Here is a 25,424-nt window from a genome sequence, read left to right on the forward strand (position 1 = left end):
CGGTGCTGCGCATGCACCAGGATGCGAAGGCGGGCGCCATGCAGGCGCCGCCGAGGTGCAACGTGTCAGGCCGCGTCCTGGCGCACGATCACCTGGCCGTTGCGCGCACCGCTGTGCACGCCGTGGCGCCACGTCACGGCGCCGTTCACGATCACCGCGTCGATGCCTTCGGCCGGCTCGGTCGGCGTTTCGTAGTTCGCGGTGTCGCGCACGGTGGCGGCATTGAAGACCACCACGTCGGCGTGGTGCCCGACCTTGAGCGCGCCGCGCTCGTGCAGGCCGAAGTTGCGCGCCGTGAGCCCCGTCATCTTCCACACCGCCGTCTCCAGCGGGAACAGGCCCACGTCGCGGCTGTAGTGCCCCAGCACGCGCGGGAAGGTGCCCCACAGGCGCGGGTGCGGCTTGTCGCCCAGCGGAATGCCGTCGGAGCCGATCATGGTTTCGTCGAAGGCGAGCACGCGTTGCACGTCGTCCTCGTCCATCATGAAATAGATGGCGCTGCCGGGCGACAGGCGCAGCGCGGCCTCTTCGCCCGACACGCCCCATTCGGCCGCGATGTCCTTCAGGTCGCGGCCCGCGCATTCGGGGTGCGGCACGCTGGAGGCGATGAGCACGCGGCCGTCCATCATTCCGCGGTCGGTGCGGATCATGGTGGAACCGGCCGTGTACGGGTAGCAGTCCAGGCCGATGCACTGGTGCTTCATCGCTTCCTGGATGAAGGGCAGCGTGACCTTGGTCTTGCCGAAGTTCTGCGTGTTCTGCACCTTGTGGTGCGACACCACCACGGGAATGTCGAGCGCGCGGCCGATGTGGAAGGTTTCTTCGAGCGACTCCATCACGCGGTCGCTCTCGTCGCGCATGTGCGTCACGTACAGCGCCTTGCGCGATGTGAGTGGGCGGCCGACCTCGATGATCTCCTCGGTCGTGGCCTTCACGGCCGGCGGGTAGAAGGTGCCTGTCGACAGGCCGATGGCGCCGGCCTGCATGGCTTCTTCGACCAGCGCCTGCATGGCGGCGATCTCCTTGTCGGTCGCGGGCCGGTCGAGGTCGGACATGGTCACGGCGCGCAGGGTCGAGTGGCCGACCATCGCCGCCACGTTGACCGACGAGGGCGTGGCGCGCAGCGCGTCGAGGTAGGCCGCAAACGTCGTGAAGCGGTCTTCCGGCGGCGTCTCGAGCAGGCTCAGCGGCATCGGCAGGTCCATGTCGGCGCGCAGCGGCGCGGCGCTGATGCCGCAGTTGCCCGCCACCACCGTGGTCACGCCCTGCGACACCTTGAAGGGCATCTGCGCGTGCGACAGCACGGCCTGGTCGTCGTGCGTGTGCGAGTCGATGAAGCCCGGCGCGACGATGCGGCCGGTGGCGTCGAGCGTCTGGTCGGCCGTGTGGCCCGCGAGCTTGCCGATGGCGGCGATGCGGCCATTGACGATGCCCACGTCGGCGTCGAAGCGCGGGGCCTTGGTGCCGTCGATCACGGTGCCGCCGTGGATCAAGAGGTCGTAGTGGGGTGTCTTGTCGGTCATGAGGGCAGTGCTTTCAACGGAAGTGGCAGGCGACCCAATGGCCGCCCTGGGAAGACGAAGGGCGCTCCGTCAGTTCGGGCGTCTTCTCCTTGCACACGGCCTGCGCCATCGGGCAGCGCGTGTGAAAGCGGCAGCCCGAGGGCGGGTTGGCCGGGCTCGGCGGATCGCCCTGCAGCAGCAGGCGGCGCGCCGGCGTGCGCGGGTTGGGCACGGGCACGGCCGACAGCAGGATCTCGGTGTATGGATGGCGAGGCGCCGAGAACAGCGTGTCGCGGTCGGCGATCTCCACGATGTGGCCGAGGTACATCACGGCCACGCGGTGGCTGATGTGGCGCACCACGGCGAGGTCGTGCGCCACGAACAGGTAGGCGATGCCGAACTCGGCCTGCAGGTCCATCAGCAGGTTGACCACTTGGGCCTGCACCGACACGTCGAGCGCTGACACCGGTTCGTCGCAGACGATGAGCTTGGGGTTCAGCGCCAGCGCGCGCGCAATGCCCAGGCGCTGCCGTTGGCCGCCCGAGAACTCGTGCGGAAACTTCTTCGCCGCCTCGGGCCGCAGGCCCACGCGCGAGAACAGCCACTGCACGCGCTCGCGCCGCTCGGCCACCGACACGTCGCCGAAGTTGCGCAGCGGCTCGGCCACGATGTCGCCGGCCGTGAGGCGCGGGTTCAGCGAGGCGTAGGGGTCCTGGAAGATGATCTGCAGGTCGCGCCGGCGCTGGCGCATCGCGTTCGCGGGCAGGGTCAGCAGCTCTTCGCCGTTCAGGCGCACCGAGCCCGAGGTGGGCTCGACCAGCCGCATCACCGACTTGGCCGTGGTGGTCTTGCCGCAGCCCGACTCGCCGACCAGCGACAGCGTCTCGCCGTGCCCGACGTTGAACGACACGCCGTCGACCGCCTGGATCGCCGGCTTGGCCGGGCGCAGCCAGCGTCGCGGCGAGGTGTAGTGCTTGCGCAGCTCGCGCACCTGCAGCAGCGGCGCCTTGGTGGATGGGGTCGTCGTTGTCGTCATGCGCTCACCTCGGCAGCCTCGTCGGTCCATTGTTCCTGCACCGCGAAGCAGGCGACCACATGTCCGTCGCCCTGCGTCGAGAGCGGCGGTGTCTCGCGGCGGCAGCGTTCGCGCGCCTGCGCGCAGCGCGCGGCGAAGGCGCAGCCGCGCCCCAGCTCGTGCGCGGCGGGCACCATGCCCGGAATCTCGTGCAGCCGCGCGCTCGACGTGCTCATGGCGGGCATCGAGGCCATCAGCGCGCGGGTGTAGGGGTGCAGCGGGCGGTCGAAGAGGTCGACCACGTCGGCTTCTTCCACCTTCTTGCCGGCGTACATGACGACGACGCGGTCGCAGCTCTCGGCCACCACGCCCAGGTCGTGCGTGATCATCACCACGCCCATGCCCAGCTCCTTCTGCAGCCGCTTGATGAGGTCGAGGATCTGCGCCTGGATGGTCACGTCGAGCGCGGTGGTGGGCTCGTCGGCGATCAGCACCTCGGGGTTGCAGGCCAGGGCCAGCGCGATCATCACGCGCTGGCGCATGCCGCCCGAGAGCTGGTGCGGGTACTCGTTCACGCGCCGCTCGGGCTCGGGGATCTGCACCAGGCGCAGCATCTCGACCGCGCGCTGCAGCGCCTCGGCGCGGCTGGCCTTCTGGTGCAGCTGCACCGTCTCGGCGATCTGCCGGCCCACGGTGAGCACCGGATTCAGCGAGGTCATCGGTTCCTGGAAGATCATCGAGATGCGGTTGCCGCGGATCTGCCGCATCTCGCGCTCGCTGAGCTGCATCAGGTCGGTGCCGCGCAGGCGCACCGCGCCCATGTGGCGACCGGGCGGCGTGGGCACCAGCCGCAGGATCGAGAGCGCCGTCACGCTCTTGCCGCAACCCGATTCGCCGACCACGCCGAGCGTGCGGCCCGCGCGCACGGTGTACGACACGCCGTCGACCGAGCGCACCGTGCCGGCGAGCGTGCTGAAGTAGGTGCGCAGGTTGTCGACCTCGAGCAAGGGCTCGCCGGGGGCGAGGGTGGCCTGGGACATGGGGATGGTCATGGCGCGTTCCTCTTCACAGCTGCCGCGCCAGGCGCGGGTCGAGCGCATCGCGCAGGCCGTCGCCGAGCAGGTTGATCGCCAGCACCGTGGCCGCCAGCAGCAGGCCCGGGTACAGGATGATGTGGAACGCCACGGTCACGAAGTTGCGGCCCTCGGCCATCATGTTGCCCCAGCTCGGCGTCTGCGAAGGCACGCCCACGCCGAGGAAGGACAGCGCGGCCTCGGTGAGCACGGCGGCGGCGGCCACGAAGGTGGCCTGCACCACCAGCGGCGCCACGATGTTCGGCAGCACGTGCCGCACGAGGATCACCGGCAGCCGCGTGCCGACCGCGTGCGCGGCCTCCACGAACAGCTGCTCGCGCAGCGTGAGCGCCAGCGAGCGCACCAGCCGCACCACGCGCGGAATCTCGGGCACGGTGATGGCGATGATCACCGTGGTGAGGCTGGCGCGCGTCACCGCCATGAGCGCGATCGCCAGCAGGATGCCGGGGATGGCCATGAGACCGTCCATCACCCGCATGATCGGGCCGTCGGCCCAGCGCACGAAGCCCGACACCAGGCCCAGCGCGATGCCGAAGAAGGTGGCGAGCACCGCCACCGAGGCGCCGACGATCATCGACACGCGACCGCCCCACACGGCGCGGCTGAACACGTCGCGGCCCAGCGCGTCGGTGCCGAACCAGTGCTCGGCCGAGGCCGGCTGCATGCGCGCCAGCGGGTCGATGTCCTGCGGGTCGTGGGTGGCGATCCAGGGGGCGCCGATGGACAGCGCGGCCACCGCGAGGAGCAGCAGCGCGCCGACGATCAGCGTCGGGTGCTTGCGCACCCAGCGCCAGCGTGGCGGTACGAAAGGGGCGTCTTCGGCGGAAGCGGCGGCATCGGCAGGCACCGGCGCATCGACCTCGCGCAAGGGCAGGGCAGTGGACATGGCGTCGTGGGGCTCGTTCTTTGTTCTAGTACTGGATGCGCGGATCGAACAGGCGGTAGCTCAGGTCGATCAGGAGGTTGATCAGCACGTACACGCCCGCCGACAGCAGCAGCACGCTCTGGATCACCGGGTAGTCGTGGCGCTGCACCGAATCGATCACCAGCCGGCCCACGCCCGGAATGGCGAACACCGTCTCGGTGACCACCACGCCGCCGATCAGGAGCGCAATGCCCGCGCCGATCGTCGTGGCGATGGGAATGGCCGCGTTGCGCAGCGCGTGGCCCAGCACCGGCAGCACGCCCAGGCCCTTGGCGCGCGCGGTGCGGATGTAGTCCTCGTGCAGCACCTCGAGCACGGTGGCGCGCGTCATGCGCGTCACCAGCGCGATGTACACCAGCGCCAGGTTCACACAGGGCAGCACCAGCGCGCGCAGCCAGGCGCCGGGGCCTTCGGAGAAGTTCACGTAGCCCTGCACCGGAAACCACGGCAGCTGCACCGCGAAGGTGTAGACCAGCAGGTAGCCGATGAGGAACACCGGCACCGAGAAGGCCAGCACCGCGAACAGCATCACGAGGCGGTCGATCCAGGTGCCCGCGCAGTAGGCCGCGAGCGTGCCCAGCGGCACGGCCGTCACCAGCGTGATGAGCATGGTCAGCGCCGCGATCGACACCGTGGGCTCCAGCCGCTGGCCGAGCAGCTGCGTCACCGGCACCTGCGTGAAGATCGAGGTGCCCAGGTCGCCCGTGAAGATCTTGCCGATCCACAGCCCGAACTGCTGCCACAGCGGCAGGTTCAGGCCGAGCGCGGCGCGCAGCTTGTCGATGTCCTCGGTGGTGGCGAGGTCGCCCGCGATGAGCGCGGCCGGGTCGCCGGGCGACAGGTGGATCAGCAGGAACACCACCACGGCCACCACCGCCATCACCGGCAGCGTGGAAAGAAAGCGTCGAACGATGTAGCCCATGGCGGTGCGCGTGGCTTACTTGTCGAGCATCCAGACGGTGGGCAGGCCGGCCCACATCTTGTCCAGCCCCTTGATGCTGGCGCGCGCCGCGAACGCGGCCGAGTACTGGCCCGCGTTGATGTACGGCACGGCTTCGTAGGCACGCGACTGGAAGGCGTCGAGCAGTTCCTTGCGCTTGGCCGGCACGGTTTCCTTCAGCCAGGCGGTGCGCAGCTCGTCGAGTTTCTTGTCGCAGGGCCAGCCGGGCAGCGTGTTGCCGCAGGCCGCGCCCAGGTAGGCGTTGCTGATGGGCGAATTCACGTCGAACTCGCCGGCCACCGTGACGTACATGTTCCAGCCGCCGGCGTCGGACGCATCGCGCTTGGCGCGACGCGCGCCGATCGAGGCCCAGTCCATGGTCTGCGCATCGACGTTCAGGCCGATGCTCTTCATGGTCTGCGCGGCCATCAGCGCCTCGGCATTGAGGTAGGGCACGTCGCTGGGCACCATCAGCACCACCTTCTCGCCCTTGTAGCCGGCGTCGGCGAGCATCTTCTTCGCCTTGGCGACGTCGGCCTTGCGGAAGGGTTCCGCGCCGGCCGAGGTGTCGTTGGGGCTGCCGCAGATGAACCAGGTGGCGCAGTAGGCCATGCGCATGTCCAGCGGGAAGCCCATGGCCGCGACGAAGCGTTCCTGGTTCACGGCCTGCAGCAGCGCCTGGCGCACCTTCGGGTTGTCGAAGGGCGGGTGCAGCTGGTTCATCACCAGGAAGCCCTGGTAGGCACCGCCGGAGCCGATCTTGATGTTGCTGTCGGTACGCAGCGGTGCGATGTAGTCGGGCGCCAGCTGCTCGATGTAGTCGACTTCGCCGCGCTTGAGCGCCGAGATCGCGCTGTTGGCGTCGGGCAGGTAGAGCCATTCGACGCGGTCGAGGCTGGTCTTCTTGCTGCCGGCCAGGCCGCTCGGCGGCTCGCTGCGCGCCACGTAGTTCGGGTTGCGCACGAACACCGTCTTGTTGCCCGGCACCCATTCGTCACGCTTGAAGATGAAGGGCCCCGAGCCGACGACCTCGGTGAGAGGCGCGGTGGCCGGCAGCTTGGCGATGCGCTCGGGCAGGATCACCGGCGGAAAGCCCGAGGGCTTGGCCAGCGCGTCGAGCACCATGCCGAAGGGCTCGTTGAGCGTGAGCGTGAAGTTGCGCGCGTCGGTGGCCTTCCACTCGGCACCCACGGCCGTCATGGCACGGCCCAGGCTGTCGCGCGCCGCCCAGCGCTGCAGCGAGGCCACGGCGTCGGCCGAGGTCACGGCGGCGCCGTCGGAGAACTTCAGGCCGGGGCGCAGCGTGAAGCTCCACTGCTTGCCGTCCTTGGAGGTCGTGTACTTCTCGACCATCTGCGGCTGCGGCTTGCCGGTGGCGTCCTGCGCGAACAGCGTGTCGTACACCATGTGGCCGAAGTTGCGCGAGATGTAGGCCGTGGTGAAGGTCGGGTCGAGGATCTTCAGGTCGGCATGCGCCACCACCTTGAGTGTCTTGGGCGGCGTCTGGGCGAGCGCGGGAAGGCTGGCGGCCGAAAGGGCCAGGGCAGCGAGGGCAGCAAGCGTTCGTCGGGTCATCGTCGGTTCTCCGGTCGGTGGGGCGAAACAAAAAAGAAGAAGAGGGAGTTCAGGCGGCGACGCCGATGGGCCACTTCGGCAGGCGAGCCTTGCGGTACGGCAGGGTGGTGAGGTCGAGCGTCACGGCGCCCGGTGCGCCGGCGTAGATCACGTGCTTGGCCACCTGCGAGTACGACGCGTAGAAGTGCTGCGACGACTTGACCACGACGATCTTCTTGGCCGCCAGGTCGCAGCCCAGCTGCGTGAACAGGTCGGTGCCCATGGCCTGGTTGCGCCGTGTGATCAGCACGATCTCGATGCCGTTCACCTCGACGAGCGCGCAGTCGCCCATGGCGGTGGGCGTGTTCGAAAGGCCCGTCATCACCAGGTCTTCCTTCAGCGCCTTCACGGTGCATTCAAGGTCGAGCGGATCGCCCGACAGCGGGCTGATCTTGCCGCCGATGCGCATCTGCAGTTTCGCGCCCACGCCGGCGTCGAAGGCGATGCGCACGGCGATCGGGTCCCACATCGGGCCCAGCGCGGCGTTGGTGATGCCGCGCTCCAGCATGCGGCGCAGGATGAAGGTGGAATCGCTCGCCGCGCCGCCGCCGGGGTTGTCGGCGCCGTCGGCCAGCACCACGGGGCCGCCGTCGAAGGCCAGGGCCTCGTCGAGCGAGTCGTCGATGCTGGGGTAGTTGACGGTGAGGCCGTCGCGCATGGCGATGACTTCGTCGGCCAGCTGCCGTGCGAGTGCATTCGCCTTCGCTTGGTCGCCGTCGGTGTAGACCAGCACCTTGGTGCCCATCTCGGGCACGTCGCCCCACGAGAAGCCGTGCGTGAGCGAGACCGAGAGCACGCCGTCCTTGCCTTCGAGCGCCTGCATGCGCTGCACGAAGCTGCGCGCCGGTTCGCGCGAGGTGTGCACGGTGACGATGATGTCGCAGTCGACCATCGCGACCACCGGCTTGACCTTGCCTTCGACGGCCGCGGCGCAGATGTCGACCAGCTCCAGCCCGCGTTCGAGCACGTCGGTGTGCGGGTACTCCTTGAAGGAGACCATCACGTTGGCGTTGTCCACCATGGCGGGCGTGAGGTGGTTGTGCGGGTCGAGTTCGGCGCCGATCACCACATCAGGGCCGACGATCTGGCGCACGCGCACCAGCATGTCGCCTTCGCAGTCGTCGTAGCCGTCGGCCACCATCGCGCCGTGCAGGCCGAGCAGCACCATGTCGACCGGCAGTGCGGCGCGCAGGTCGTTCAGCATCTCGTCGCGCAGGGTTTCGTAGGCGTGGCGCGTGGTGATGCCGCTGGGCTGCGCGCCCGCCACCATGCCTTCGAGCAGGGTCCAACCCTTTTCCTTGCCGCGGATGCGCGCGGCCCACAGCGGGCCCGAGTAGATCGTCAGCGCATCGGGATGCTGGCCGGCGGGAAAGTAGCCGCGGTCCTTGAAGGAAGCGATGCCGGTCGGCATCGGGCCGAAGGTGTTGGTTTCGGTCGCGAGGGAGGCACTGAAGACACGCATGGTGATTTCTCGTGGGGAGGATTTGTCGTGGGGAAGGAACGGATCAGCCGGCCGTGCGCAGGCGCTGCGGGCCGAGCATCTCGGCCGTGAGCCCGAAGCCCGCGATGCGCTCGGGCAGCGGCAGGCCGCGTGCCAGCGCGGCGCAGGCCTCGCCCATGGCGGCCGAGGTCTGGATGCCGTAGCCGCCTTGCGCCGCGACCCAGAAGAAGCCGGGCGCGTCGGGCGCGAAGCCGCCCACCAGGTCGCCGTCGGCCACGAAGGAGCGCAGGCCGGCCCAGGTGCGCGTGGGCCGGCGGATGGCGAGCGTGGTTGCCTCCTCGATGCGGTGCATGGCGATGGCGATGTCCATCTCTTCGGGCTGCACGTCCTGCGGCTCGACCGGGTCGGCGTTGGCCGGCGAGCCCAGCAACATGCCGGCGTCGGGCTTGATGTACCAGCCCTCGTCGGCGGCGAACACCATCGGCCAGTGCGCCACGCTCTGGCCCTCGGGCGGCGCGAAGATGAAGGCCGAGCGGCGGCGCGGCTCGATGCCCAGCGGACGCACGCCCGCCAGCTGCGCGATCGTGTCGACCCAGGCGCCCGCTGCGTTGAGCACCACGGGCGCTTCGTACACCGCGTTGCCGGCCGTCACGCACCAGCGGTCGCCCACGCGCTCCATGGCCGTGACGTCGGCGTCGCACACCAGCTTGCCGCCGGCCTGGCGCATGCCGCGCAGGTAGCCCTGGTGGATGGCGTGCACGTCCATGTCGGAGGCGTCGGGTTCGTACACCGCGCCGGCCACCTGCTCGGGGCGCAGCGCCGGCACCATCTCGCGCGCCTGCTCGCCGTCGAGGCGCTGGGCGCCGACGTTCATGGCGCGCAGCAGCTCCCAGTGCGCCTCGAGTTCGTGCAGGTGCTCGGTGCCCGCGACCATCATCGCGCCGCGCGGCGTGAGCAGCGGGTGCTCGGCAAAGCCTTCGGGCGGGTGCTCGAGGAAGGCGCGGCTGGCCATGGTGAGGGCACGCACCTGCGGCGTGCCGTAGCTCTCCATGAAGAGCGCGGCCGAACGGCCGGTGGAGTGGTAGCCCGGCTGGGCTTCGCGTTCGAGCAGGATCACGCGGGCATGCGGGGCGAGCCAGTGGGCCACCGAGGCCCCGGCGATGCCGCCGCCGATCACGAGGTAGTCGGCCGCGACGGGAGTGGTTGTGCTTGTTGTCATCGCCGAAAAGTGTAGGTAGAAATTTGCGGATACGCAAATTGATTTGCGCCAACCAAGGGGAAACCATGGGTGCACCACCGAGGTGAAATTTGCGTACACGCAATTTGCGCATACGCAAAACGCATGCCGGGGCTGTCGCGCCGTGCGTGGCCGGCCGGGCGCGGGGCTGGCAGAATCGCCCGGCATACCTAGAGAAAGCCAAGCGTGACTCCACACACAGGGAACCGGGGCGGGGCGAAGCCGAAGGAAGAGCCGCCCACGCTGGACCGCACCACTTTCGGCCATCGCCTGCGCACTGCGCGCAAGCGTTTCGGCTGGACGCTGGCGCAACTGGCCGAGCGCTCCGGCGTGTCGATCACCACCATCTCGCGCGCCGAGCGCGGCCAGCTTGCGCTCGGCTACGAGAACTTCACCGCGCTGGGCCGCGCGCTCGAGATGGACATGAACGCCATGTTCGCGGGCGCGGGCGTCAAGCCCGAGCAACTCGACGGCCCGGTTGTCACGCGCGCGGGCAAGGGCGTGGTCTACAAGGGGCTGGCCATCGCCTACGAGTTCCTCGGCACCACCGCCGCCGGCAAGCAGATGAGCCCCATCGTCGGCACCGTGCACGCGCGCCGCATCAACGGCCCCGAGGACTTCGTGCGCCACACGGGCGAAGAGTTCGCGTACGTGCTGTCGGGCGAGATCGACGTGTACTTCGACAACGGCGAAGTGGTGCGCCTGGCGCGCGGCGATTCGCTGTACTTCGACAGCCGCCTCGGCCATGCCTACGTGAGCGTGAGCCGCCAGCTCGCGAAGATCGTGGGCATGACCTCGGGGGAGAGCGGGCACATGAAGTCGGCGCGCGAGGCGCCTGCGATGAAGCCGGCGCGCAAGGCTGTGGTGGCGAAGAAGACCGGACGGGGCGGGAAGGGGTGAGCTCGTCGCCGGCCGGCATGGTCCGGGTCTATGTCTACGGCGCCGAAGCGACCTACAGCGGCGTCTGCGATTTCGAGTGGGGTGCACCGGCCGTGGGTGGCAGGCACAAGCTCATGCTCTTCCTGGCGCAAAGTGAAGATGTCCCTCGCGAAGAGGATGCTGCGTCGGAACTTGCGAAATTTGGATTCGTCGACCTTCGCCTCTGGGAAGGGCGCCCGGTGGATGTCGAGGCGCTGAACGATCCTCGGATGCACGCGTTCAGGAAACACTACGAAGGCGCATTCGAGGAGGGGTGCTCGGTCGTCTGGTATCCGTAGCCACGAGCACCCGGCCAGAATCGACCATCCGGCCGACATGAAGGAGCAATGACGATGCCTGAGCACAAGATTTTCGCGATGCCGTTCGCGAAGGTGTACCCCATGTACGTCCAGAAAGCGGAACGCAAGCAGCGCACGAAGGAAGAGGTCGACGAGGTCATCTGCTGGCTCACCGGTTACGACGCGGCGGGGCTGCAGCAGCAGATCGACCAGCAGAACGATTTCAGGACCTTCTTCGCTCAGGCCCCGGCGCTGCACCCGAACCGCGCGTTGATCAAGGGCGTCGTGTGCGGCGTGCGCGTCGAAGAAGTCGAAGACCCTCTGATGCAGAAGATTCGCTACATGGACAAGCTGGTCGACGAGCTGGCCAACGGCAAGGCGATCGAGAAGATCCTGCGGACGTAGCCCGCGCGTTGCGCGTGTCTAGCCCGTCGCCACGATGACATGCGCCTGGATCTTCCCAGCCACCGGCCCCGCGCCATGCCGGCTGGCAATCGCCTCCTCCGCGCGGTCGGTCGCGAGTTGAAGCAGGCTCGCGTCGCGCGCTTCGATCTCGTTGCGCAGCGGCGTGCCCTGGCAGTAGGCCACCGCCACCTCGCGTGCCGAGGGTGAGCGGCTCAGCTTCTCGTGCGTCTGGATCTCGATGTCGGTGAACCCCGCGCGGTGCAGGTCGTCGCGGATCTGCGCGACGTCGTGGTAGCCGTGCGGCGTGCGTGCGAGAAAGCGCGGCGGGTCGTCCGGGAACACGGTGGCGACGGCGCGGGTGACGTCGTCGGCGAAGGCGTTGTCTTCGATGCGGTCCCAGACGCTGAACACGAAGCGCCCGCCGGGCTTGAGCACGCGGCGTGCCTCGCTGTAGCCGGCGACCCGGTCCGGGAAGAACATGGCGCCGAACTGGCACAGGACCACATCGAACGAGGCGTTCTCGAACGGGAGGGCGAGGGCGTCGGCCTGCCGCCATTCGATGCGGTTGTCCCTCGCCTGCCGGGTGACGGCGTAGTCGAGCATGGCGGGGTTGAGGTCGGTCACCACGTAGCGCGCACCGGCGCCAAGCTGGGGTGCCAGCATCCGCGTGACCGCGCCGCTGCCGGCCGCCGTTTCCAGCACCGCGCCGGGCGAGAACGCAGCGACCAGGGCGGCCGCGTCGACGGCGTAGCCCTCGAAGATCAGGGGGACCATCAGCGTGTCGTAGAACGTCGGGATCGAGCCCGCGAACACCTTGTCGCTTTCGTCGGTCATGGGAACTCCTTGAAAGCTCTGAACAGAGCGGGCCTGCTCCCTTGCTCCAACGAGTCCGTTGCCTGTTTGGGCATGCGTGACGGGGACGATGGGCCATGGTGGCCCTGCCAGGCATCGTCGTCAACGCCGTTGCGCGGGCGTCCTCCCCTGTAGTGGGTACCGGAGATGTTGCCGGGCGTTTCGGGCGCGCTGATCGGTCGACCCCCTAACGGCCGCGGTCCCCATCGCGCACCGATTCGATCGTGCCGTTGTAGATGCGCACGATGCCGAAGAAGGTGCCCGGACCCCGGTCGTAGGTCCACTCTTCCATCGGTACGCATTGATTGGCGAGCACGGCCTCGGGGCTGCCTGGCCGATACGGCGCGAGGACCCAGCCGAGCTGCACCATCGGCACGCAGACCATCTGCCGGTAGACCGGCTCGCCGCAGGTCTGGAGCAAGGTCGCGGGCGACGCTCCTTTTCCGACGAGGTAGCCGTTGCAGGCAAGGGACTGTGCTGACGCGGAACTGGCGATCAGCAAGGCGGCCGCTGCGATCGAAACCCCGGTGGGCAGGTGTGCGAGACGAGTCATGCTCGGCATCGTTGACCCTCTTGAATGCTTCGTGCGTTCATCACTCACTCACGAACCAGCTGGGCATACCGCCAGAGGCCCCAGATCGCGCCGACGGTGATGCCGATGCCCACGCTCCAGCCCGCCGGCACATCGAATCCGAGCGCCAGGATCAACATCAAGCCGACGCTGACCAGCGCGATGAAAGTCAGTGTGAAGAAATCGAAGCGCGCGACCTCGATGGTGTCTTCCGCCACGCTGCGGTTGCGCTGGCCGTGCTTGCGGCGCAGGCCGCGGAACAGCAGGACATCGAGAACGAAATCGAAGATGCCGACGACAAGGTCGGCCAGGATGCTCCACATCGGGACGCTCCATTTGCGGTGACACCCTGGGTTGTCGCTGTGCGCTTGAGGGTCCGACCCGGGTGGTGCGGCGGAGCCGGGCGAAATGTTAGCGTGCTTCCGGCAAGGCAGGCCATCGTCCTCCGACCCGCTTCACGCCGGCATCTTCGGCGGCCAGTGGTGCGTCTCGCCGCGGCCCTCGCTGCACCAGGCATAGAGCGCGTCGTACATCACGAGCCCGTGCCGCAGCATGGCGTGGTCGTCGGCGAACACGCGCGACAGGCCCAGCGATATCGCGTAGAGCCCCGCCGACTGCGGCGTGAGGTCGAGCCGCGAGGTGTCCGCACCGCGCACGATGTCGGCCAGCTGGTGCAGTGCAGGCTCGGTGAGCCGGTACTTCGCGAGGAAGGCGTCGAAGCTGCAGCGCTCACCGACGTGGCTCATCTCCACGCCCGGAATGTCGTAGGGCGTGGCGCCGGTGCTTTGCGCCATCGTCAGCACGTCGGCCGGCGGCACGTAGAGAAACTCGGCCTCGCGGTCGATGAAGCGCAGGATCAACCACGGGCAGGCGATGCGGTCGATCTTCGGGCGTTCGCGGGTGATCCATTTCATGGCGTGGCTCCTGGGTCGGCAGGCTTGGGCTGGAGCGGCCGGCCGGCGGCCTGCCAGCCGTCGATGCCGCCGCGCAGATAACGGGCATCCAGGCCCGCGGCGCGCAGCCGCAGGGCCGTGCTGCGTCCGACCTCGTGGCCGTACACGCAGTAGACGACCAGCGCGCGGTCGGCCGGGAGCTCGACGGCCCAGTGCTCGACCGCCGCCGGGTCGCGCCAGCGGGCACCGGGGAGCATCGACGCGGCCTGCGCGAACACGCCGGCACGGCGCACGTCGAGCAGCATCGAGCCGGCCACATCGTCCTGCGCCGCGCCGAAGGGTTCGCTGGCGGCGTGCACGGCCTGCTGGTAGCGTGCGTACACCGGGGCCCAGTCGATGTTGGCCATGAAGGCATCGACGTACACGCCGGCGGCGGCGCCGTGGTCCAGGTGGTAGGCGTGCTCGTACATGTCCAGCGCCAGCAGGGGCGTGCCGCCCGCCAGCGCGTGGGTGTGGTCAGCAGCCCATTGGTTGACCAGCGTGCCCTCGCGCGGCTGGAAGGTGAGCAGCACCCAGCCCGAACCGCCGCCGAGCGCCTTGCCCATCGCTGCGAATTCCTCGCGCCATCGGTCGACGCTGCCGAAATTTGCAGCCAATGCGAGTGCCATGGCGGGCTCCATCGTCTGGCCGTCGCCGCCGAGCGAGGCGAAGTACAGCTCGTGCAGCAGCATCGAGTTGCTGGCGATGAGCTCTTCGCGCTTGAGGCCGTTGAGCGCGAAGCCGGGCATGGCGGTGAACGATGCCGTGGCGAGCTGCGCGCGGATGGCGTTGAGGCGCCTGACGGCACCGCCATAGTTGTTCTGGTGGTGGCTGTTCAGAAGTTGCGCCGACAGGCCGCGCAGCGCGGCGGGATCGAAGGGCAAGGCTTGAGTTCGGGCGTCCATGACGACTCCTTCAGCGCAGCAGCGGAAGCAACAGGGTGACTGCCAGCCCGATGGCCGCGCAGGCACCGAGCAGTGGCATCACGCCGACCTTGAAGCGGAACAGGGCGAGCGTCGCGGCCACGGCAATCACCGCCGACACCGCATCGAAGCGGCCTGCGAAGCCATGCGGCCAGAGCACGTGGTACGCGAAGAACAGCGCCAGGTTCAGGATCACGCCCACTACCGCCGCGGTGATCGCCGACAGCGGCGCCGTGAAGCCCAGCCGGCCGTGCGTGGCCTCGATGGCGGGCCCGCCGGCCAGGATGAAGATGAACGAGGGCAGGAAGGTAAAGAAGGTGACGACCGTCGCGGCCAGCGCGCCGCCGAGGAACAGCGAGTCGGGCCCCAGCACCTGCGTCAGCCAGCCGCCGACGAAGCCGACGAAGGCCACGACCATGATGAGCGGCCCCGGCGTGGTTTCTCCCAGCGCCAGCCTGTCGATCATCTGCGCGCCGGAGAGCCAGTGGTATTGCTCGACGGCCCCCTGGTACACGTAGGGCAGCACGGCATAGGCGCCGCCGAAGGTCAAGAGCGCGGCCTTGGTGAAGAACCCGCCCATCTGCGTGAGCGTGCCGTGCAGGCCCTGGGTCGCCACGAGCACGCCCATGGCCAGCAGCCACAGGCCCAGGCCGATGCCCAGGATCTTCAGCAGGTGCGCGCGGGAAAAGCGCGCGTGCGCCGGCGTGGGCGTGTCGTCGTCGATCAGCGCCGGGCCGTAGTGCTGCTGCGCGCTGCCATGGCCGCCGCCGAGCGCGAACACCTCGGGCGCCCGTCGCGCGCCGAAGTGGCCGATGAGGCCGGCCGCCAGCACGATCGCCGGAAACGGCGCGTCGAACGCGAAGATGGCGACGAAGGCCGCGGCGGCGATGCCCCACATCCACCGGTTCTTCAACGCGCGGCTGCCGATGCGGTGCGCCGCATGCAGCACCAGCGCGGTCACCGCCGGCTTGATGCCGTAGAAGATGCCCGCCACCACCGGCACGTTGCCGAAGCGCAGGTAGACCCACGACAGCGCGATGAGGATGAACAACGAGGGCAGCACGAACAGGGCGCCGGCCACGATGCCGCCGCGCGTGCGGTGCATGAGCCAGCCGATGTAGGTGGCCAGCTGCTGCGCCTCGGGGCCGGGCAGCAGCATGCAGAAGTTCAGCGCATGCAGGAAGCGCTTCTCGCTGATCCAGCGCCGCTGCTCGACCAGCTCCGCATGCATGATCGCGATCTGCCCGGCGGGCCCGCCGAAACTGATGAAGCCGAGCTTGAGCCAGAAGCGAAGCGCTTCGGCAAAGGAAATGGGCGTGGGGGGCGCAGGAAGCGCAGAGGGGGCGTCAGGCAAGGCGGTGTCCACGGAAAACTCCGTTGAGGGTCACCAGCGCTTGGACGGGACACCGTCTTGCTTTGCAGCGCGGGAGGCTGTTTTCCCGCGGAAGGGCATCGTAGCAGTGGCCGTTCCTGCTGGCAACGCAGGGCCCTCAGGCCCTCTTCACGTTGCTGGAAAGCGCCCGTGCGTCTTTTCGGTCAGCGCGCCTTCGCGCACACGTGCTTGAACACGATCCCGCTCACCGTGGTCGGGCCGCCCACGGCTTTCCACTCGCTGCGCCGGGCGAGGTCGATGTCGTGCACTTCCAGCGGCCCGTTGTGGCTCACGACGCGGCGCATCTTCTCGCGCCGGCCCTTGCAGTCGTAGTCGTAGAGATAGCGCGAGGTGCGAAACGGGGTCTTGCCCACGTCGGTCTGCAGCTCGTCGTAGCGGTAGAGCGTCCACGCCTCCACGACATCGCCATGCGGCTTGACCGAATCGCGTTGCAGCAGCACCTGCTTGCGCGGGGTGGTGGCGATCTCGGTCCAGGTGTCGGCGGCGTGTGTGGCAACTGCAGTCAGCAAGGTCGCTGCAGCGCAGGCGGATGCAACGAGATGGCATGCCAGCACGGCGCGGTGCTTGGGCAGACGAGGCTTCATTGGTTTCACTCCCTGTGAATCGGTGGCAAGCAGGCGAAGAATGCCATGCATCGCCTCGGGCGAGAAACTGCGCCTCAGGCCGCGATGAACGCCGAAGGCTTCTGCCCGAGCCGCTTGCGGAACATGGTGGAGAAGGCGCCCGGGCTGTCGTAGCCCAGCTGAAGCGCCACCGCGGTCACCGGCCGGCCCATTGCCAGCTGGGCCATGGCCGAGAGCAGGCAGGCCTGGCTGCGCCATTCGGCGAACGCCATCCCGGTGTGCAGGCGGAAGAACCGGCTGAAGGTGCGTTCGCTCTGGTGCAGCTGCCGTGCCCAGGCCAGGGGCGACGTGCGCACGTCGGGCGCGTGCAGGAAGGCGATGCACAGCGCCGCCAGCCGCGGCTCGCCCGGCAGCGGCGCAAAGAAGGGCAGGGCCGCCGCGCGGCCGACTTCCTTCAGCACCAGCGACATCAACAGGCCGTCGCGGCCGCGTTCGTCGTACAGCGCCGGCACGCCGATGGCCTCGATCAGCAGCTGCCGCAGCAGCGGCGACACGGCCAGCACTTCGCACTGCGGACCGCCGCGCGGCGCGGCGGCCGGCTCGATGTAGAGGCTGCGCGTGCTGACGCCCACCATCCGCACCCGGTGCGGCTTGCCGGCCGGAATCCAGACACCGCTGTGCGGCGGCACGACCCAGGCGCCGTCGTCCGTGCCCACCTCCATCAGCCCGGTCGCGCCGTAGAGAAACTGGGCGCGGCGGTGGCTGTGCATTTCGAGCAGGGTGCCGGGCGCGTAGTCGGTGCCGATGGCCAGCACGGCGCGGGGCGTGGGGTCGAGGGTGTCGAGAGGCTGGTTGCGCACGGTAGCGGATTTAGGGGTTGGCCGGAACGCAAATATTGTTGACCGAACATCGCAAGCGCGCCAGGCCCTCGGACTCTAGCCTCGAGGCTTCTTTCCGTGTCGATGGAGTGCCTTGTGTCGTTGTATGTGATGTTGGTGGTGTGCGGATGCCTGACGGGCGTCACCACCGTGCTGTTCGGTTTCGGCGGTGGATTCGTCGTGGTCCCGTTGCTCTACCAGCTGCTGTCTCAATTGAACGCGGCCGACAGCGCCGTCGGGCAGTCGGCCATGCAGATCGCGGTGGCCACGTCCACCTGCGTGATGGTCTTCAGCGCGCTGCTGGCCACGTGGCGGCATCAGCGCGCCGGAACGCTGGACTGGTCGCACATCAGGCCGCTGCTGGGCGTCATCGGAGCCGGTGCGGTGCTGGGGGCGCTGGCCGCCAGCGCGGTCCACGGGGAATGGCTGCGCTGGGCGTTTGCCGCCTACCTGGCGCTGACCATCGTGGACTGCTGGCTGCGGCCCGGCTTTCTTTCGCCGGCCGTGGCGAGCAAGGCGGCGCCCTCTCTCGCGGCCACGACGCTGTCGGGCCTGGCGATCGGCTGGATTGCTGCGTTCCTCGGCGTCGGCGGCAGCGTGATGACGGTGCCGCTCATGCGCCGTCGCGGCATCGAGATGAGCCGCGCGACGGCCATGGCCAACCCGCTGTCGCTGCCGGTCGCGCTGGCGGGCACGGCCACCTACGTGGCCCTGTCCGCCACCTCGACGCCGGCGTTCGGGCCGTGGCATGTGGGGTATGTCGATGTGCGCGCGGCGGCGGCGCTCGTGGTGGGCTCGTGGATCGGCATCCGCGTCGCCGCGCTGTGGATCGGGCGCATTCCGGACCGCATCCACGCCAAGGTCTACCTGGCCTTGCTGATCGTGGTGTTCGGTGCGATGGTGGTGCGCTGAGCACACGGCACCGTCCCGCTTCACGCCATCGATGCGCCCAGCAGGAAGTCCGTGACCTCGTCCGAGAACACGCTGCGCCGCGCACCGATGAGCACGCCGTTCGCACTCTCCGGGGCGGGCCGCGCGGGAGGCATGCCGTGCGTCACCAGGGCCTGGGCGCAGCCGACCCAGTCGCCGCCTTCGACGGGCTCGTTGAGCGAGGCCCACGACAAGGTGCCGCAGGCGTTGTCGCCGAAGCCGTGCGGCGCCTGCCAGTCGGCACCGTGGTCGAGCAGGAACCGGGTGAGCGCCGCATCGCCGCGGAACACGGCGTGGTTGAGCGCCGAGGCGTCCCAGTCGCCGCCACGGACTTCGAGTGGCCAGCCGAGCGTGACCATCGCCTTCACCGCGTCGCTGCAGCCCTGGGCGGCGAGCTCGGGCAGCAGGCGAAGCTGCGTGGTGTCGAGCGAGCCGAGGAGGCCGGGGTGCCGCGCCTGCAGCTCGCGCGCCGTGGCTTCGTCGCCGCGCGCGCAGGCTGCGATGAAGGCCTCGCTGGTGGAGAGCGGTGCCTCTTCTTCGCCCGCTGCCAGCAGCAGCTGCGCGACCTCGGTCAGCCCGAAGCGCAGGGCGATGATGCGCGCGGACGTGCCATCGGGCGTGCACGCGTCCGGTCGCGCGCCGGCGGCCAGCAAGGCCTCGACGTGTGCGGGCGAGCGGCGGCGGCGAAGGGCCCACAGCAGTGGCGAACCCCAGTCCGAGATGGGCGGGCCCTGCGGCGGCTCGTTCGCGTCGCCGCCGTGTGCGAGCAGGAGGCGCAACGTCCCGACGTCGTCCAGGTCGAGCACCCGGTACAGCGCGTTCGAACCCGTCACGCGCGCACCGGCTTCCAGCAGCAGCTTCGTGCAGGCGGGCTGGTCCAGCGAGTGATACAGCGATTCGCCGTCGTTCGGGTCAGCCCCGGCGTCGAGCAGCAGCTTGGTCAGTTCGGGGTCGTGGTTCTGGCCGGCCGCACCGTACAGCGCGGACAACCGCTCGGTGTCGGCAGGCGCTTCGAGCGATGCGGGAGGCCAGCGGTTGCCGGCCGATTGATCGGGGGACGCGCCGGCGTCGAGCAGGAACTTCGCGCACGCGTGCAGGCGTTCGCGATGGCCCGGCAGTCGCATCAGGCCGGAATGCGTGACGGCGACCAGCGGTGGCAGTTGCAGCGGGCCGCCCGCGCGATGGACCCACTCCGGGTCTTGCGCGGTGGCGTGGCGCAGTGCGGCTTCATCGCCGATGGCGCAGGCCACCCAAGGGTCGCCAGCCGCCGTAAGGGCAGGGTTCTCGTCGCGCATGCGCAAGGCCGCCGCAGGCCGTGCGCGGTTCGTGCCGCCGGCGATGTCGCCCGCGTACACGAGGCGCAGCCAATGGAGCACTGCTTGGGCCGGGTCATCGGCCTGCGCCCTGCGGGCCAGGACAAAGCCCTGCAGGTCGGCCCACGAGGCGAAGCCGTACTCGCGCGCCACGCACGATTGGGCATCGTGCAGGCGCAACGCCTGGGCGGCCAGGGCGGCATCGGTCTTGCCCGATGCGGCCGGCAGAGCGCTGCGAAATCGGTGAAAGGCCGTGGGATCGTTGCTGCGGTAGAGCGCCAGCAGTTCCTTGGCTTGCTTCTTCAGGTGGCCGATGTCGGGCCGGGCGGGAATGCGCTTCATGGAAACCTCCGTGCATCAGGCGCCGATGACCCGCAAATCCGGCTGCACAAAAGGCTGTGGATCGTCATGAAGAAGGCAAGTGGGTTCAACCCTTCCCGCGGGCCCGGGCGCGGCTTGCACCGCGGCCCGGATGGTAGCGGATCGGGGCGGGGCGACGCCGCGCGCCGAAGTGCAGGTCACCGCTTGCGCGCCACGATGAAGGGGCGGTTCTCGCCACCCTTCGTCGCGTGGTTCTCGCTCGCAAGCACCTCGAAGCCGGCAGCCTGCAGATGCGTCCCGAGCTCCGCCGCCCGGAACACGACGGCATGCGGCGCCAGCCCGATCGCACGCATCGCGGGCAGCAAGGCCAGCCGCAGCAGCGGGGTCATGTCGCCGAGGCACGGCGTCTTGGAAACGAACAGGCCCTGCGGGGCGAGCAGGGCGTGGATGCGGCGCAGCGTGCCGGGCAGGTCGCGCACCAGGTGGAGGTAGTTGAAGCCCAGGGCGACGTCGAAGGGGCCGTCGTCCGGTGCCAGCGTCTCGGCGGTCGCCACGCGGAACGCCAGGCCGGGGACCGGGGCGGCGGCGTGTTTCTCTTCGGCGATGGCGATCATGCCTTCGGCGATGTCCGTCGCCAGGTACGTGCGGACATGGCCCGCGAGGCGCAGGGCCGTCGTGCTGGTTCCGCAGCCCAGTTCTAGCACGCGCGCGTCCGGCTTGAAGAGGGCGCGGGTCCGCTCCAGCGTGCGCGCGTAGCCGGCCTCGTCCGCGATGGCGCTCTTCGCGTAGCGGCGCGAGCTGCGGTCCCAGAATCTGGCATCGTTCGCGAGGCTCATGGTCTTGGAGAGGCGGCGTGTGGAAGGATGCGGCGCACTGTAAACCGCAGCCCGGGCGCTGTCGCCGATTTGCGCCGCTTCGCCCGCCATGTCGCTATGCTGGCGCCCGCCAATCACTCCAGGAAAAGAGACTCTCATGACCATGCGTACCTCGTCTTTCTTCTCCCTGCGTTCCGTCGCCCTGGCCTGCGGCCTGGCGATCGGCGCCGTGGCCACCGCGCAGGCGGCGCCCGATGCGAAGCTGCTCGCCGCTGCCGAGAAGGCGCAGCCCGCCGTCATCGACAACCTGAAGGAGATGGTGTCCATCGAGTCGGGCAGCCTGAACGTCGAGGGCCTGATGAAGATGGCCGACGTGATCGAAGGGCGCCTGAAGGCGGCCGGCTTCAAGACCGAGCGCCGCAAGGCCTCGGCCGGCGCGGGGGCCGACATCGTCATCGGCACGATCAAGGGCACGGGCAAGCGCAAGATCATGCTGCAGGGCCACATGGACACGGTGTACGCGCCGGGCATCCTGAACAGCCAGCCTTACAAGGTGGACGGCAACCGCATCTACGGCCCCGGCATCGCCGACGACAAGGGCGGCCTCGCGGTGATGATGGCGTCGCTCAAGATCCTGGCCGACGCGGGCTGGCGCGACTACGACACGCTCACCGTGCTCGTGAACCCCGACGAAGAGGTGGGCTCGGTGGGCTCGGGCGAACTCATCGCCACCACGGCCGACCTGCACGACACGGTGTTGTCCTTCGAGCCGACGGCCGCCAAGGCCGTGGCCAAGGGCGAGTCGCTGCTGCTCGGCGCGGCCGGCATCGCGCAGGCCACGCTCGAGGTGAAGGGCCGCGCGGCGCACGCCGGCGCCGCGCCCGAGCTGGGCCGCAACGCGCTGTACGAGCTGTCGTACCAGATGCTGCAGACCAAGGACCTCGCCAAGGACATCCCCGGCGTGACGCTGAACTGGACCGTGGCGCGCGCCACCGGCCCGATCAACCAGATCACCGAGAAGGCGCAGGCGCTGGGCGACATCCGCATCACGCAGCCCGGTGCCGAGAAGAAACTCACCGAGGCGCTGCAGGCCAAGATCGCCAGCGGCAAGCTGATTCCCGACACCGAGACCACGGTGAAGGTCGAGGTGGGCCGCCCCGCCTTCGTCGCGGGCGCCAAGGGCCGCGCGCTGGCCGAGAAGGCGCAGGCGATCTACAAGGAGCTCGACCGCGAACTGGCGCTGACGCCGATGACCGGCGGCGGCACCGACGCGGGCTTCGCGGGCCGCTCGGGCAAGGCCACGGTGGTCGAGAGCTTCGGCCTCGCGGGCTTCGGCTACCACGCGCGCGACGAGTACATCGAGGTCGACTCGATCGTGCCGCGCCTGTACCTCGTGACGCGGCTGCTGACCGAGATCGGCAAGAACTGAGCTTGTAGCGCGCAGTGCGCCCGCGGCAGGGGCCGCGGGTTCACTGCGGTGCGTTGGGATCGCCCGGGCGGCGGCGATGGGCGGCAGCTGCCGCCGCGGCGGCCTGAGCCTGCGCCTGCTGCTGTTGCGCCTGCTGGCGTTGCATCTGTTCCTGCTGGTGCTGCTGCTGGCGGGCCTGGTTCTGCGCGGCCTGCTGTTGTTGCTGCATCTGCTGGCGCTGCATCTGCTCCTGTTGCTGGCGTTGCTGGGCCTGGGCGGCTTGCTGCTGTTGCATCTGCATCTGGCGCGCCTGTTCCATCTGGGCCTGGCGTTGCTGTTGTGCGGCCTGGGCCTGCGCCTGTTGTTGCTGTTGCAGCTGCTGCTGGCGACGGGCCTGCTCCTGTTGAGCCTGTTGCTGCATCTGCTGCGCTCGCTGGGCCTGTTCCTGCTGCGCCTGCCGTTGCTGTTGCTGGGCGGCCTGGGCCTGCTGCTGATCCTGCTGGCGACGTAGCTGCTCCTGTTGCGCCTGTTGCTGCTGCATCTGTTGGCGGCGGCCCTGCTCCTGCTGGTCCTGGCGTTGTTGGCGCAACGTCTGTTCCTGTTGCTGCGCCTGCTGCTGGCGACGCGCCTGCTCTTGCTGGGCCTGTTGTTGGCGCTGCTGGTCTTGCGCGGCCTGTTGTTGCTGCTGCATCTGCTGGCGACGGGCTTGGTCCTGCGGGTCCTGGCGTTGACGCAGTGCCTGCTCCTGTTGCGCTTGCTGCTGGCGCCGTGCCTGTTCCTGTTGGGCCTGTTGTTGACGTTGCTGGTCTTGCGCGGCCTGCTGTTGCTGCATCTGTTGTCGACGGGCTTGCTCTTGCGGGTCTTGCCGCTGACGCAGGGCTTGTTCCTGTTGCGCTTGCTGCTGGCGACGGGCTTGTTCCTGCTGATCCTGGCGTTGGCGCAGGGCCTGGTCCTGCTGCATCTGCTGCTGACGCCGTGCCTGCTCCTGCTGCGCCTGTTGTTGACGTTGCTGGTTCTGCGCCGCTTGTTGCTGCTGCATCTGCTGTCGACGGGCCTGCTCCTGCTGGTCCTGGCGCTGGCGCAAGGCCTGTTCCTGCTGCACCTGTTGCTGGCGCCGTGCCTGTTCCTGTTGCGCCTGCTGTTGTTCGCGCAACTGGTTCTGGGTCGTCTGCTGCTGCATCAGCGCTTGTTGTTGCTGCTGTTGCTGGGCACGCGCCTGTTGCTGCAGCTGCTCTTGCTGCTGCGCCGCCTGCCATGCCGCCGCACCGGTCGGCGGGCCGTTGCGATCGCCTGCGTAGTTGTTGTTGTAGACGTTGCGCACGTTGTTGACGACCGTGGTCGAGCGCGAGACATACGTGCTGTTGTTGTAGACCACCGCAGGCCGGTAGGCCGGTGGCGGCGGTGCCGCGCGGTCGCGCCAGCGCGGCGCGCCCCAGTTCATGTTCCAGGCGTTCCAGCCCCAGCCGTGGCGCTCCAGCGCCGAGCCGACGATCACGCCGCTGCCGAAGGCCAGCGCGCCCACCGCGGCCACCTGGCCACGGCTGTAGCCAGGCTCGACCACCACCGGCGGCGGTGCATAGGCATAGCCGGGGTAGACGGCCACGGGCATGTCGTACACGACCTGCGGGTCGTAGCGCGGCACGTACACCACGTCGGGCTGCACGGGCTCGATGGTGATGAGCTCCTCGGGAGGTTCGATCACCGTGGGGCCCGCGTACACGGGCTGCATGTCGGGCGCGGGCGTGTAGTTGGGCGGCGTCGCGGCGCGCGCCACGCGCAGCTTGTCGTTGTTCTTGAGGCGGCCGGCCTTCGATGCGCGCTGGCGCATCACCTGGATCGCGTTCATCACGTCGGCCGGGTCGTTGTAGTAGGCCTTGCCCAGCGAGGTGGTCCACGCGATGTTGCCGGCCATCTGGTCCATCACAGGCCGGAACGCGGTGAGCGACTTCACGCTCGGGTCCCACGGCTGCTGGTTGGCGGCGTCGGCGAGCGGGCCGGCCTTGAGCGTGGGGTTCTGCTGCAGCCAGCCGTGGGCCGCGGTGATCTGATCGGGGTAGGTGGCGCCGGCCAGGATCTGCGCGACGAGCTTGTCGGGGTACAGCGCAATCGGCGCGACCAGCTGGTAGAGCTGTTCGGCCGAAGGCGGCGTGTAGGCGGCCGGCACCGGCGCGGCGACGGGCGCTGGTGCCTGGGTGGCCGGTGCTTCAGCGGCGGGAGGCGGTGGTGCGGGCTTGTCGCAGCCTGCAACGAACAACGCTGCGACGCACAGCGAAGCCATGAGGCGCCGCTGAAGGAGGGGGCGGTGGGGAGAGGGTGTCATCTGGCATGTCCTGAAGACGCCGGCAGGGTGCCCGGAACTCCTTCAACGGCGGGCCAGAGCAGGCGATGACACAGCCTGCGCCCCGGATGCAACGGTCTGTGTCGGCGGTGCGCCGCCTGTGCTGTCGGCGCAGGACCACGAGACCACCGGGCGACGTGGCGATCGCCCGGGGAAGAACCTCTGCCGTTACTTGGCGCCGCCCGAATACTTGGTGACGCTGCTGGCCTTCACGTGGTACCCGCTCACGCCCATCATGGAGTCGTTGCGCAGCGTCTGCAGCTTGCCGGTGACCCACACGGTGTCCATGGCGCGGAACTTGGCGCCCTTTTGCGGAATGACGTGCAGGATCTGGTTGGCCGGCGGTGGCGGCGTGTGGATGCAGGCGCCGAAGTAGGGCACGAGCAGGAACTCGGTGACCTCGCCCTTGGCCTCTTCGAGCGGCACGATGAAGCCGGGGATCTTCACTTCCACGCCGTTGAGCGCGGGGTTGGTGGGCGCGTTGTTCGACACTTCCTGCATCTTCATCAGCAGCTCGTTGGCGCGCGGGTCGCCGTCGTCGAGCGTGCTCAGGTCGATGCCCTTGAAGGCCTTGGCCGGGTCCCAGTCCTTGGGCACCAGTTCTTCCCAGCTGATCTGGCGCGGCTGGCCCGCCGCGGCCTGCGGCGCGGTGGCGGCCGGCTTGCCGCCCAGCGGGTTGGTCGCGGTGGTGTCCTTCGGTGCGGGCTCGGCGGCCCAGGCGGCGGCTGCGAGGCCGGCGCCGGCCAGCAGCATCGACAGGGCGGTGAGCACACGGGGTGTGGAGGTCTTCGTCATGG

25 protein-coding genes are annotated in these 25,424 nt (G+C 69.2%); 5 read left to right on the plus strand and 20 right to left on the minus strand.

The window, feature by feature from the left end; genetic code table 11:
- Positions 1–65: 65 nt before the first annotated feature.
- Genes ACAM42_RS10250 through ACAM42_RS10285 form a run of 8 tightly spaced genes read right to left on the minus strand, consistent with a single transcriptional unit; the run spans position 66 to position 9,750 of the window.
- Positions 66–1,523, minus strand: coding sequence for a D-aminoacylase (locus ACAM42_RS10250; RefSeq protein ID WP_354347527.1), 1,458 nt, complete (start codon positions 1,521–1,523; stop codon positions 66–68).
- Positions 1,524–1,536: 13 nt separating this feature from the next.
- Positions 1,537–2,538 (minus strand): oligopeptide/dipeptide ABC transporter ATP-binding protein, encoded by a 1,002-nt coding sequence (locus tag ACAM42_RS10255; RefSeq protein WP_354347526.1) that lies wholly within the window; start codon positions 2,536–2,538, stop codon positions 1,537–1,539.
- A complete protein-coding gene (locus tag ACAM42_RS10260; RefSeq protein WP_070095027.1) occupies positions 2,535–3,569 on the minus strand; it encodes an ABC transporter ATP-binding protein in 1,035 nt (344 codons plus the stop codon). The genes ACAM42_RS10255 and ACAM42_RS10260 overlap by 4 nt, the downstream gene beginning before the upstream one ends.
- Before the next feature lie 13 nt (positions 3,570–3,582).
- Positions 3,583–4,497, minus strand: a complete 915-nt coding sequence (locus tag ACAM42_RS10265; RefSeq protein WP_369631939.1) for an ABC transporter permease — start codon at positions 4,495–4,497, stop codon at positions 3,583–3,585.
- A 25-nt stretch (positions 4,498–4,522) separates the two neighbouring features.
- Entirely contained in the window at positions 4,523–5,458 is a 936-nt protein-coding gene (locus ACAM42_RS10270) for an ABC transporter permease (protein ID WP_319359998.1), read from the minus strand.
- A gap of 15 nt (positions 5,459–5,473) precedes the next feature.
- Positions 5,474–7,051: an ABC transporter substrate-binding protein gene (locus ACAM42_RS10275; RefSeq protein WP_369631940.1), complete on the minus strand. Its 1,578-nt coding sequence runs from the start codon at positions 7,049–7,051 to the stop codon at positions 5,474–5,476.
- Between the two features lie 49 nt (positions 7,052–7,100).
- Positions 7,101–8,552: a M81 family metallopeptidase gene (locus ACAM42_RS10280; RefSeq protein WP_369631941.1), complete on the minus strand. Its 1,452-nt coding sequence runs from the start codon at positions 8,550–8,552 to the stop codon at positions 7,101–7,103.
- A gap of 43 nt (positions 8,553–8,595) precedes the next feature.
- On the minus strand, positions 8,596–9,750 hold the full coding sequence (locus ACAM42_RS10285; protein WP_369631942.1) for an NAD(P)/FAD-dependent oxidoreductase: 1,155 nt from the start codon (positions 9,748–9,750) through the stop codon (positions 8,596–8,598).
- A 204-nt stretch (positions 9,751–9,954) separates the two neighbouring features.
- Between ACAM42_RS10285 and ACAM42_RS10290 the strand changes: the two genes are divergently transcribed.
- The 3 genes from ACAM42_RS10290 to ACAM42_RS10300 are packed head-to-tail and all read left to right on the plus strand — an operon-like array spanning position 9,955 to position 11,390.
- A complete protein-coding gene (locus tag ACAM42_RS10290) occupies positions 9,955–10,668 on the plus strand; it encodes a helix-turn-helix domain-containing protein (RefSeq protein ID WP_369631943.1) in 714 nt (237 codons plus the stop codon).
- Positions 10,665–10,985 carry a hypothetical protein gene (locus ACAM42_RS10295; RefSeq protein ID WP_369631944.1) on the plus strand — a complete coding sequence of 107 codons (321 nt, stop codon included), beginning with the start codon at positions 10,665–10,667 and terminating at the stop codon, positions 10,983–10,985. Before ACAM42_RS10290 ends, ACAM42_RS10295 begins: the two co-directional genes overlap by 4 nt.
- Before the next feature lie 54 nt (positions 10,986–11,039).
- Positions 11,040–11,390: a DUF2200 domain-containing protein gene (locus ACAM42_RS10300; protein WP_307637381.1), complete on the plus strand. Its 351-nt coding sequence runs from the start codon at positions 11,040–11,042 to the stop codon at positions 11,388–11,390.
- A gap of 18 nt (positions 11,391–11,408) precedes the next feature.
- Here the strand turns inward: ACAM42_RS10300 and ACAM42_RS10305 are convergent, their stop codons facing one another.
- The 8 genes from ACAM42_RS10305 to ACAM42_RS10340 form a co-directional block, all read right to left on the minus strand.
- Positions 11,409–12,224: a class I SAM-dependent methyltransferase gene (locus tag ACAM42_RS10305; protein ID WP_369631945.1), complete on the minus strand. Its 816-nt coding sequence runs from the start codon at positions 12,222–12,224 to the stop codon at positions 11,409–11,411.
- Between the two features lie 205 nt (positions 12,225–12,429).
- The gene (locus tag ACAM42_RS10310) at positions 12,430–12,795 is read right to left on the minus strand and encodes a DUF2845 domain-containing protein (protein WP_369631946.1); all 366 of its coding nucleotides are present in this window, start codon (positions 12,793–12,795) and stop codon (positions 12,430–12,432) included.
- 44 nt (positions 12,796–12,839) lie between these two features.
- The gene (locus tag ACAM42_RS10315; protein WP_307694450.1) at positions 12,840–13,136 is read right to left on the minus strand and encodes a hypothetical protein; all 297 of its coding nucleotides are present in this window, start codon (positions 13,134–13,136) and stop codon (positions 12,840–12,842) included.
- A 132-nt stretch (positions 13,137–13,268) separates the two neighbouring features.
- Positions 13,269–13,727 (minus strand): chromate resistance protein ChrB domain-containing protein, encoded by a 459-nt coding sequence (locus ACAM42_RS10320; protein ID WP_369631947.1) that lies wholly within the window; start codon positions 13,725–13,727, stop codon positions 13,269–13,271.
- Positions 13,724–14,650 (minus strand): Fe-Mn family superoxide dismutase, encoded by a 927-nt coding sequence (locus ACAM42_RS10325; protein ID WP_369631948.1) that lies wholly within the window; start codon positions 14,648–14,650, stop codon positions 13,724–13,726. Before ACAM42_RS10325 ends, ACAM42_RS10320 begins: the two co-directional genes overlap by 4 nt.
- Positions 14,651–14,660: 10 nt before the next feature.
- Positions 14,661–16,034: a chromate efflux transporter gene (gene chrA, locus ACAM42_RS10330; protein WP_369631949.1), complete on the minus strand. Its 1,374-nt coding sequence runs from the start codon at positions 16,032–16,034 to the stop codon at positions 14,661–14,663.
- A 170-nt stretch (positions 16,035–16,204) separates the two neighbouring features.
- Positions 16,205–16,645 carry a surface-adhesin E family protein gene (locus ACAM42_RS10335; RefSeq protein ID WP_369631950.1) on the minus strand — a complete coding sequence of 147 codons (441 nt, stop codon included), beginning with the start codon at positions 16,643–16,645 and terminating at the stop codon, positions 16,205–16,207.
- Positions 16,646–16,719: 74 nt separating this feature from the next.
- Positions 16,720–17,484 carry a helix-turn-helix domain-containing protein gene (locus ACAM42_RS10340; RefSeq protein ID WP_369631951.1) on the minus strand — a complete coding sequence of 255 codons (765 nt, stop codon included), beginning with the start codon at positions 17,482–17,484 and terminating at the stop codon, positions 16,720–16,722.
- Between the two features lie 102 nt (positions 17,485–17,586).
- On the opposite strand from ACAM42_RS10340, the gene ACAM42_RS10345 reads away from it, so the two are divergent.
- The gene (locus tag ACAM42_RS10345; RefSeq protein WP_369631952.1) at positions 17,587–18,414 is read left to right on the plus strand and encodes a sulfite exporter TauE/SafE family protein; all 828 of its coding nucleotides are present in this window, start codon (positions 17,587–17,589) and stop codon (positions 18,412–18,414) included.
- A 20-nt stretch (positions 18,415–18,434) separates the two neighbouring features.
- Here the strand turns inward: ACAM42_RS10345 and ACAM42_RS10350 are convergent, their stop codons facing one another.
- The gene (locus ACAM42_RS10350; protein WP_369631953.1) at positions 18,435–20,087 is read right to left on the minus strand and encodes a hypothetical protein; all 1,653 of its coding nucleotides are present in this window, start codon (positions 20,085–20,087) and stop codon (positions 18,435–18,437) included.
- A 176-nt stretch (positions 20,088–20,263) separates the two neighbouring features.
- Positions 20,264–20,902 (minus strand): class I SAM-dependent methyltransferase, encoded by a 639-nt coding sequence (locus tag ACAM42_RS10355; RefSeq protein WP_369631954.1) that lies wholly within the window; start codon positions 20,900–20,902, stop codon positions 20,264–20,266.
- A gap of 136 nt (positions 20,903–21,038) precedes the next feature.
- Between ACAM42_RS10355 and ACAM42_RS10360 the strand changes: the two genes are divergently transcribed.
- Positions 21,039–22,310, plus strand: a complete 1,272-nt coding sequence (locus ACAM42_RS10360; RefSeq protein WP_369631955.1) for a M20/M25/M40 family metallo-hydrolase — start codon at positions 21,039–21,041, stop codon at positions 22,308–22,310.
- 40 nt (positions 22,311–22,350) lie between these two features.
- Here the strand turns inward: ACAM42_RS10360 and ACAM42_RS10365 are convergent, their stop codons facing one another.
- Complete coding sequence (locus ACAM42_RS10365; protein WP_369631956.1) at positions 22,351–24,609, minus strand: DUF3300 domain-containing protein; 2,259 nt, start codon at positions 24,607–24,609, stop codon at positions 22,351–22,353.
- Between the two features lie 186 nt (positions 24,610–24,795).
- Positions 24,796–25,422 carry a DUF3299 domain-containing protein gene (locus tag ACAM42_RS10370; protein WP_070061814.1) on the minus strand — a complete coding sequence of 209 codons (627 nt, stop codon included), beginning with the start codon at positions 25,420–25,422 and terminating at the stop codon, positions 24,796–24,798.
- Positions 25,423–25,424: the final 2 nt, after the last annotated feature.

The organism is Variovorax sp. V35 (assembly GCF_041154465.1).
In the GTDB taxonomy this organism is placed as follows: Bacteria; Pseudomonadota; Gammaproteobacteria; order Burkholderiales; family Burkholderiaceae_C; genus Variovorax; species Variovorax boronicumulans.